The sequence below is a fragment of the Actinomadura soli genome (genome assembly GCF_005889715.1).
In the GTDB taxonomy this organism is placed as follows: domain Bacteria; phylum Actinomycetota; class Actinomycetes; order Streptosporangiales; family Streptosporangiaceae; genus Spirillospora; species Spirillospora soli.
This window is the reverse complement of the sequence record NZ_VCKW01000301.1, coordinates 1-8,989: the sequence shown is the minus strand read 5'-3', so window position 1 is coordinate 8,989 and position 8,989 is coordinate 1. Positions and strand designations below refer to the sequence as shown.

Annotated in this window: 9 protein-coding genes; all 9 read left to right on the top strand. The window is 70.0% G+C overall.

Translation table 11 applies throughout. The features are described 5' to 3' along the window. Positions 1 to 401 (top strand): hypothetical protein (locus ETD83_RS35900; RefSeq protein ID WP_205718058.1); only part of this gene is annotated, 401 nt, incomplete at its 5' end. Next, a complete protein-coding gene (locus tag ETD83_RS35895; protein ID WP_205718057.1) occupies positions 398 to 1,144 on the top strand; it encodes an adenine nucleotide alpha hydrolase family protein in 747 nt (248 codons plus the stop codon). The genes ETD83_RS35900 and ETD83_RS35895, both read left to right, overlap by 4 nt. A gap of 305 nt (positions 1,145 to 1,449) precedes the next feature. Continuing rightward, entirely contained in the window at positions 1,450 to 1,680 is a 231-nt protein-coding gene (locus tag ETD83_RS35890; protein ID WP_138649657.1) for a hypothetical protein, read from the top strand. Continuing rightward, a complete protein-coding gene (locus tag ETD83_RS35885) occupies positions 1,677 to 2,831 on the top strand; it encodes a DNA cytosine methyltransferase (protein WP_138649656.1) in 1,155 nt (384 codons plus the stop codon). Before ETD83_RS35890 ends, ETD83_RS35885 begins: the two co-directional genes overlap by 4 nt. 44 nt (positions 2,832 to 2,875) lie before the next feature. Next, a complete protein-coding gene (locus tag ETD83_RS35880) occupies positions 2,876 to 3,787 on the top strand; it encodes a deazapurine DNA modification protein DpdA family protein (RefSeq protein ID WP_138649655.1) in 912 nt (303 codons plus the stop codon). A 38-nt stretch (positions 3,788 to 3,825) separates the two neighbouring features. Then, positions 3,826 to 4,743 carry a bifunctional DNA primase/polymerase gene (locus tag ETD83_RS35875; RefSeq protein ID WP_205718056.1) on the top strand — a complete coding sequence of 306 codons (918 nt, stop codon included), beginning with the start codon at positions 3,826 to 3,828 and terminating at the stop codon, positions 4,741 to 4,743. Next, entirely contained in the window at positions 4,740 to 6,341 is a 1,602-nt protein-coding gene (locus ETD83_RS35870; RefSeq protein WP_138649654.1) for a hypothetical protein, read from the top strand. The genes ETD83_RS35875 and ETD83_RS35870 overlap by 4 nt, the downstream gene beginning before the upstream one ends. 392 nt (positions 6,342 to 6,733) lie before the next feature. Next, positions 6,734 to 7,075 (top strand): helix-turn-helix domain-containing protein, encoded by a 342-nt coding sequence (locus ETD83_RS43125; protein ID WP_171064633.1) that lies wholly within the window; start codon positions 6,734 to 6,736, stop codon positions 7,073 to 7,075. Between the two features lie 23 nt (positions 7,076 to 7,098). Next, positions 7,099 to 8,538 (top strand): tyrosine-type recombinase/integrase, encoded by a 1,440-nt coding sequence (locus ETD83_RS35865; protein ID WP_171064632.1) that lies wholly within the window; start codon positions 7,099 to 7,101, stop codon positions 8,536 to 8,538. Positions 8,539 to 8,989: the final 451 nt, after the last annotated feature.

The window sequence follows — 8,989 nt, the reverse complement described above, 5'->3', positions numbered from 1 at the left end:
CCCCTACCCGCCAGCCGATCAGTGGCCGGTGCTGCAACCACCCGACTGCCCCACCTGCCAGACCCCCCACCGAGGTCGTGTTCATCGGCCCCGCCGACCGCCTGGACGGCGGCCAGATCAACACCTGGCACTGCCACGCCTGCCGCACCGACTGGGCCATCCCCATCACCCACTGGCCCGTCACCAGCGGCCCCAACTGCCCGTACTGCCTCACCGAGGGCACCTGCTGGGCCGCCCTGGACCCCGACCGGCACGGTGACCTGTGGACCTGCCACAACGGCCACGAATTCGTCCTCACCCCCGAAGGGATCGTCATCACCCCCGGCAACGAGGACCTGTCGGACTGGGCGCCGGTGTGGCCGCGCTCCAAGCGTGACCGGCAGGACGGCGATGCTGCATGAGCGCCGGTCTGCGTGTGCTGAGCCTGGGCGCCGGTGTGCAGTCCACCACGCTGCTACTGCTGGCCGCCGAGGGCCGCTTGCCCACTCTGGACGCTGCGATCTTCGCTGACACCGGGTGGGAACCCCGCGTGGTGTACGAGCACCTCGACCGCCTGGAACGCGAGGTTGCCCAACCCGCGGGCATCCCAGTGCTGCGCGTCCGCGCCGGTACCGGCACCGGCCGCGTGACCGGCAACCTACGTGCCGACTCGCTCAACCCTGGCGCGTTCGTGCGGATGCCGGTGTTCGTCGCCGACCGGACCGGCGCCGGTACCGCGATGGTGCGCCGCCAGTGCACCGAGGAATACAAGGTCAAACCGATCAAAGCCGCCGTGCGGGAGCTGCTGGGCTACCCGCACCCGCGGCCCGTGCCGCGCGGGCTGGCCGCACAGCAGTGGATCGGAATCTCTCGCGATGAGTTCCACCGCGCCAAAGACGCCACCGTGGGCTACCTGCGCAACGCCTTCCCGTTGCTGGATCTGGACGGCGCCGCCGACGGTCGGCAGGGGTGGACCCGCAACGACTGCCTCCGCTACCTGCGCGCGTCCGGCTGGGCAGCCACCCCCAAGAGTGCCTGCATCGGGTGTCCGTTCCACGGCAACCGGCAGTGGCGGGCGCTGCGCGACACCTGCGCATGCGGGCACCACCGCGACGACCACCGACCCGCCAGCGCCAACCGCGCGGCGGGGTGCGATCACCACTAGACCGGCGACCGCTGCCCGTGCAGCGGGTTCCACGCCCCGGAATGGGATGACGCGGTCGCGTTCGACCACGCCCTACGCCGGCAACGGCTGCGCGGCATCAAGGAAGCCCCCTACCTGCACCGCAGCCGAAAGCCCCTCGACCTGGCCCCCATCGACAAAGTCACCCGCAGCGAGTGGACCGACCGGCAAACCGACCTGTTCGACAGCCACGCCGACGACCACGCCGACGACGCCGAGAACGGCACCCCGGACGGCTGCTCGCCCTGGTCCTGCCGCGGTGACCAGACCACCGGAGGCGATGCCGCATGACCCGTCCACCCAGCTCCGTCAACGCCGCTGACTTCATCCGGGCGTGGAACCGTGCCGCGATCGAACGCAATGGCGGTGTCGTCATCACCCCGCGCGGCGTGATCTCGGCTGAGACCGCCGAACAGATCCGGCTTGCCGAGGGCGCGGGACGGCCGGTCACCTACGTCACACGCCGCCACGTCCGGCGCCTCACCGTGCACCCCGCCGGGAGCAGGGAGGTCGCGTGACCGCTGTGACCGTGCTGGAAGGGTTCGCCGGCGCCGGTGGCCTGTCCGAGGGCGCCCGCATGATCGGCCTGGCCCCCACCCTCGGCTTTGAGGTCAACGCCGACGCCTGTCGCACCGCCGACGCCGCCGGGCACCGCCGCGTGCGAGCCGACGTGCGTGCCCTGGACCCGGCGAGCTTCGCCGGCGTCGAGGGCTGGATTTCCGGACCGCCCTGCCCCACCTACGCCGCCAGTGGTAAACGCACCGGCCGCACCGACTACGCCACCGTCCTGGCCGCCGTTGAGCGCCTGGCCGACTGCATGGACCCGCGCCTCACTCTCGACACCGTCGCCGACGAGGTTGCCGACCCGCGCACGGTGCTGGTGCTGGAAACCCTCGCCGTCGCCCTGACGGCGCCGCACCTGCGGTGGATGGTGGCCGAACAGGTGCCCGCCGTCGCCGGCATCTGGCAGGAGTTCGCCGCCGAGATGGCTGCGATGCATCGGTGGGACACCTGCACGGTGCTGACGCTGCGCGCCGATGACTTCGGCGCGGCCACCCGCCGCACCCGCGTGTTCCTGATCGCCACCCGGCAGTACGCGCCGGACCTGTCCGGGCTGCCCTATCGGGCGCGGTGGGACGGCGACAGGTTCGGGCCCGGCCCCATCCAGCACCCGCCCAACCCGGTCAGCCCCTTCCCGGCCACCTCGATGGCCGCGGCGCTGGGCTGGCCGTCCGGCGTGCGGGTCAACACCCGCGGCAACCGCCGCACGCCAGGCGGCAACGAGTTCAGCGCGGACCGGCCCGCGCTGTCGCTGACCGGCAACGGCGCCCGCACCTGGTACCGCACCGACCTCGGCCCGACCGTCGGGCGCCTCACCGACCGGCAGGCCGGGCTCTTGCAGACCTTCCCGCCCGGCTACCCGTGGCAGGGGTCACGGTCGTCCCGGTTCCAGCGGATCGCCGACGCAGTACCGCCGGTGATGGCCGCTGCCGTTCTTGGCGCCGCCACCGGACGCCCCTGGCACGACGCGGTCTGGAATCGGCTCGCCGAGATCTACGGGACCGCCCGGCCGGACATCGCCCGCAACCGCGTGTGCACCGACCGCCCGGCAACGCCGCAACTTGACCTGTTCACCCTGCCGACGCCGCACGAAGGGACAGCAGCATGATCGGCCGCCGCGCGGTTCGCGTCGGACTCCGGGACCGGCCACTGATGAACGGACAGGCCACTCCTCCGATGTTCTGGACGGGCGTTCCTGCCCCGGCATGGATCTTCGGGACCCGCCGGACGGAGCCCTACGCGATCGACTGGCCCGCGTTCCCGTCGTTCACCACGATGGGCCAGGTCCGGAACCTGCGGCCTGCGCTGACCGACGTCGCGATGGACTCGGGCGGGTTCACGCTGGTGTCCAAGTACGGGCAGTGGCCGGTCACCCCTGCGCAGTACGTGACGTTCCTCCGCCGGTACACCGCCGAATCAGGCCGTCTCATCTGGGCTTCTCCGCAGGACTGGATGTGCGAGCCCGAGATCATCACTGGCGGGCGGCGCGGTCCTGAGGTCTACGCCGGAACTGGACTGTCGGTGCCCGAACACCAGCGGCTCACTGTCGAGAACTACCTCACCCTGCGGACCCTCGCACCGGAATTGCCGATCATCCCCGTCGTCCAGGGATGGGAGGTCCACGAATACGAGCGCTGCGTCGAGTTGTACGACGCTCGCGGCATTGACCTGCGCACCGAGCCTCTGGTGGGCGTCGGGTCAGTCTGCCGCCGCGCGGACACCCCGACCGGCGCGGCGATCTTCGCGACGCTGGCCAGGGCGGGTCTGCGGATGCACGGATTCGGCGTCCACACCCGCGCCATCCTGCGCATCCTGCGAGCCCTGGCCGAGATCGGCCGCAAAGACGCGCTGATCAGTACCGACAGCATGGCGTGGTCCGCTCTCGCGCGGCGTCGCAACCTCCGCCTGCCCGGCTGTCACCACGGCGTGACCGGCGACGGCAACTGCGCGAACTGCCCAGTGTGGGCGGGTCTGTGGCGCGGCGATCTCCTGACCGACATCGACCGGTGGTACCGGGACCTGACCACCGGGCCGCTACAGCTCGCGATGGGCGGCGCGGCATAACCCGCGCCGCTGCCGATCTCACCCGAGGGGAGCCCAGCGTGACCAACCTTCAACCACCGCCCCCCGGCCAGCTGGTGCGCTACGCGCTGGCGTGCGCCGCCCGCGGCTGGCACGTCTTCCCCGTTGCCCCCGGCGACAAGGAACCACCCCGTGGAATGCCGTGGAAGCGCACGGCCACCACTGACCCCGATGCCATTCGGGAGATGTGGGCGCGGCGCCCCTACAACATCGGGATCGCCTGCGGACCGTCCCGCCTGCTGGTGATCGATCTCGACATGCCCAAGCCCGGCGAGCACCCGCCAGACAGGTGGGCGGTGCCCGGCGTCAACGACGGGTCCGATGTGTTCGCGATGGTGTGCGAACAGGCCGGTCAGTCGATGCCGCTGGAGACCTTTCAGGTACGGACCAGGCGCGGCGGGTTCCACCTGTACTTCCTCGCCCCGGACGGGATCCGGCTGACCAACACCTCCGACGACCGAGGGAACGGGCTGGGATGGAAGGTCGACACCCGCGGCGACGGCGGATACGTCGTCGGCCCCGGATCCTTTGTCGACCTGCCGGACGGCACCGGCACCTATCAGCCGATCCACACCCCGGCCCCGGCGCCGCTGCCCGGCTGGCTGGCCGAACAGCTCCGCCCCGCGCCCCTGCCACCGCAACGCCCCGTCACGGTCGAACTGGACCCCAGGCGCCGCGGCGCCTACCTGCACAAGGCGGTCACGGCCAGCCTGGACGCCGTCGCCGCCGCGCCCGAGGGCCACCGCAACGCGACCCTCTACGGCGCCGCCGTCGCCCTCGGCCAACTCGTGGCCGGGGGCGTCCTTGACCCCGATGACACCGAGCAACTGCTGACCGCTGCCGCCGTGCGCACCGGGCTGGCCGAACGGCCCGCCCGCCGGACCATCCGGTCCGGTTTCCGCGCCGGCACCCAACGCCCGAGGAGCGTGCCCGCATGACCCAGGAGGATGGACCACTCACCGACCGCCCGAGCCTGCACGTCGGCTCCGGCCCCGAAACCATCCGCGTCCTCAAGAAAGAACTCGCCAGCGGGACGCTGCCCGACACCTATGTCTCCGCCGGGTCCCTGGTGCACATGGAAACCGTCTCCGGCGGCCAGACGTCCCCGGCCGCCGACGAAGACTCGCCGCTGCCGGTCACCGCCAGCCCGATCACCCCGGCCACCCTCGCGGGCCTGTTGGCCGAACACGCCTACGTCTTCCGGCTCCGGTCCCGCAAGACCAGCAACGGCGACACCGAGACCTACGAGGAGGAAGTCACCCCGCCCCGCGACATCCTGGCCTCCGTCCTGGCCGGTAAGACCTGGCCCGACCTGGCGCCGCTGCGCGGCGTGATCGGCGCCCCGGTGCTCCGCCGCGACGGCACCCTGCTGCAACGCCCCGGCTACGACCCCGCCACCGGCCTGTACCTGGCCTCCAAAGTCGCGCTACCGCCCGTCCCGGACCGGCCCACCGCCGAACAGGTCAACGAGGCCCGCGACTTCGTGCTGAACCGGTTCCTGCGCGACTTCCCCTGGTCCAGCCCGGCCGACCGGGCGAACTACCTCGCGCTGCTGGTCACCCCGATCTTGCGGCACTTCACCCGGTCGCTGACGCCGTTCGCGTTGATCGATGCGACCATGCCCGCCTCCGGCAAGTCCATCCTGACCGGCGGTCCCGGCATGCTCTACGGGCAGCGCGTCATCCCGTGGGCCTACACCGAAGAGGAACTCCGCAAGTCCATCACCGCGGTGCTGGCCGAACAGGTCGGCGTGGTGGTGTGGGACAACCTCGCCGAGGGCACCGTCATCGACTCGGCCACCCTGGCGCTGCTGGTAACCGCCGGAGTCTGGTCGGATCGCCAGCTGGGCGCCTCCCGCAACATCGCCACCGTCAACGACCGGCTGTGGATGGCCACCGGCAACAACCTCCAAGTCGGCGGGGACATGGCCTCCCGCACCGTGCGGGTGCACCTGGACCCCAACATGCCCCGCCCCGAGCAACGCGACCAGTCCCGGTTCGGGATCCCGCACCTGGACCAGTGGATCACCACCCCGGCCAATCAGCTCACCGTGCTGTGGCACCTGCTGGTGCTGGTCCTGGACTGGACGGGCAACGGGGCACCGCGCGCCGACACGGTCTCGATGCGGCAGTTCACCCCGTGGGCGCAAGCCCTCGGCGGGTTCCTGGCCCACCACGGCATCGAGGGGTTCCTGGCCAACGCCGCCGACGTGCGCGGCATCGATGAGGACGAAACCCGCTGGCACGCGTTCATGGCCTGCTGGCACAGCCTGCACGGCTCGCGACGCCTGACCGCCGCCGAACTGCGCAACTCCGGCGAACCCGACCGGATCGGGCTGGACGAAGACGACCGGTGGGAAGGGCAATTCATCACCACCCACACCGGCCGCCTGCCCAACACCTTGTCCCTGGGCCGCCTGCTCACCGGCCAGACCGGACGGTGGCGCGGCGACTACGTCATCCGCTCCGGCAAACACGAGCGCGGCGACCGCTCCGTGTTCTGGGTCGAACACCACGACGGAGAGTCCCATGCGTGACCGGTCCCGGAACCCGCTGAAACATCTCCGCAACTCCGCAACTCCGCAACTCCGCACACTCGCCGCCTACCAGCACAAACACCTGCGGAGATAGCCGAGATCGATGGTCGTCCATCTCCGCAACTCCGCACCCACTGCGGAGATGGACCCCCGATTGCGGAGATAAGCCGAGCCCCACCACTTCCATCTCCGCACGCATTATCGCAGGTCACAGCCACAACTGCGGAGATGCGGAGATGCGGAGATGTTTCAGCCCCTCCTACACAGCGCAACGGCCGCACCCACCTCCCGGGGGCGGCCGTTCATCGTTCACCCACGTTCAGATGGCCCCGGCGGACACACGACCAAGCACACCCGCCGGGGCGCCACCTCTGCAAGGAGGCAGCACCACCATGCCCACGTCCGGCCCCGAGTTGCGCGCAGTTCAGCAGAACGGTGACGAGTTCAGGATCCACACCAAAGAAGAAGCCGCCGAGATCTTGCGCGTCAAGGTGAGTTGGCTGGAACGGCGCGCCGCGGCCCGCCAGATTCCGTTCACCATGCTTGGCGGCGCCTACCGGTTCACCGACGCCCACCTTGCCGAAATCGTGCGCCTGAACGAGCAAGGGGCACTGTCGTCGCCGGCCACACCCGTCGCCGCCCGCCGCCCGCGGCGGCGCGTGCAAAAGCCTGCCGCACACACGGGCGGATTCGTGCCGTTGCGACCGCGTCCCACGGCCAGAAAAGCAAGCTGACCCCGAACGAAAGGAGGCGCGCATTGGCGTACGCCGAGAAGCGCGGCAACCTGTGGCGGGCCCGGTGGCGTGGGCCTGACGGGCACCTGGAATCCAAACCCGGGTTCCAGACCAAGAAGGACGCCGAGAACTACGGGCGGGACCAGGAGGCCGCCATCCGGAACAACACCTACGTAGACCCGCGCGCGGGAAGGATCACGCTCACTGAGTGGGCGAACACGTGGTTCCCGGCACTGGACCTCGAACCCAACACCCTCGACAACTACCGGTACTACATCGAGGTGCACATCCTTCCGACGTTCGGTGACCGTGAGCTTCACTCCCTGGAACGCGAAGAGATCGCCATCTGGGAAAAGCGGCTATCGGTCGGGAAGCGGACGGCGCGGGAAGCCCGGTCCACCCTCACCAACATGCTGAACGACGCCATCCCGCGCTACATCCAAGCCAACCCGGCCGCCCGCCGACGAGGGAAAGGACGCAAGGGAATGCGGCGTATCGCCGAAGCAGAGCGCGCTCAGAAGGCGTGGGCGACGCCGCTGCAAGCGCTCTTGCTCGCCGAACGGTGCGCGCTGCTCACCGGCTTGGACACCGATTTCGTGATGGTCATCACCGCGGCATTCACCGGCGCCCGGTGGGGCGAACTACTGGGGCTGCCGCCCGAATGCGTCCGTCCCGGTGAACTCGATTTCCACTGGAAGCTGTACGAGCTGAACGGCCGGTTCTACCGGGGCCGTCCCAAAGACGGATCCATGCGAACCCTGGACATCCCGCCGTTCCTGGACGACCTGTTCGCCCGCCAGCTCGCGACGTCCCGCACCTGCACCTGCCGCGGCACGGAAGACCCCTGGTGCCGCGGCGGCCGGTACGTCTTCCTGAGCCCGGAGCGCACCCACTTCCGCCGTTCCAACTACAGCGATCGGGTGTTCCGGCCCGCTGCTGACTCCTGGTATCCGAGACGCTCTTCCAAGACCGCCATGCCGGTGCTCGTGGACGCGGGGGAGCGCTGGCCGGGGAAACCCGTCCCGCCCTGGCCGCCAGCCGTGCCCGGAGAACCGTTCTCCCCGCCGACCGGCCGCGGATTCGCCCGGCTGGTCAGCGGGGAGGGCCGCGGCCGGTGCTCGGAATGCCGACGGACGCAACTCCTCCGGATCGACGGCACCCTGATCAGCCACAAGGTACAGGCCGCGGAATGCCCAGGCTCGGGCAAGCCGCCCGCCGAAGACATCCCACTCGCATGCTGGCTGCCGCTTCGGCCGGGCCTGACACCTCACGGGCTCCGCCACGGTCACCAGCCGTGGATGGACAACGCAGGCATCCCGTACATCCTGCAATCCGAGCGGATGGGCCACGAGGTTCCCGGTATGCGCGGCACCTACGCCCACCCCACGCCGGAGATGCGGGGCGCCCTCTTGAGTGCCCTACAGCGCCTTTGGGAGGACGCTCTAGGTGAGCGAGCCCGCTAGCGCCCCGGTCGGGTGTGGCGATTCTGGATGCTCTGCTCAAGGGGTTGACGACGGCCGAGGGTGGTCGCCAAAACAGCGGGTATGGCTCGATCTGAGGGAAGGTGCTTGTAGCTCTGCTACATCCCTCGCACGCGCGAGTACAGAAAAGCCCTGGCCAGACATGGGATGGTCAGGGCTTTTTTGTTTCCACGCTGGAGCGAGTAAGGCATTAGTAATGCAGGGCGTATCGTTCTGCAGAGAACCTGGAGTTCCTGGCGGTCTCGCGATCGACCGTATCGGCTGCTGCTGGCCTGGCTGGCGGCCAGATCGCTGCCCAGATCTACCGGATTGGCCGCCACACTGGCGCTGCCGTCACACCGGGGTTGGTCACTGCGTTGGAGGCGCTGCACCGGGGGTTGGTCACTGCACCGGGGGTGGTCACCGCTATCAGATCAGATCGCCCTGATTCGGG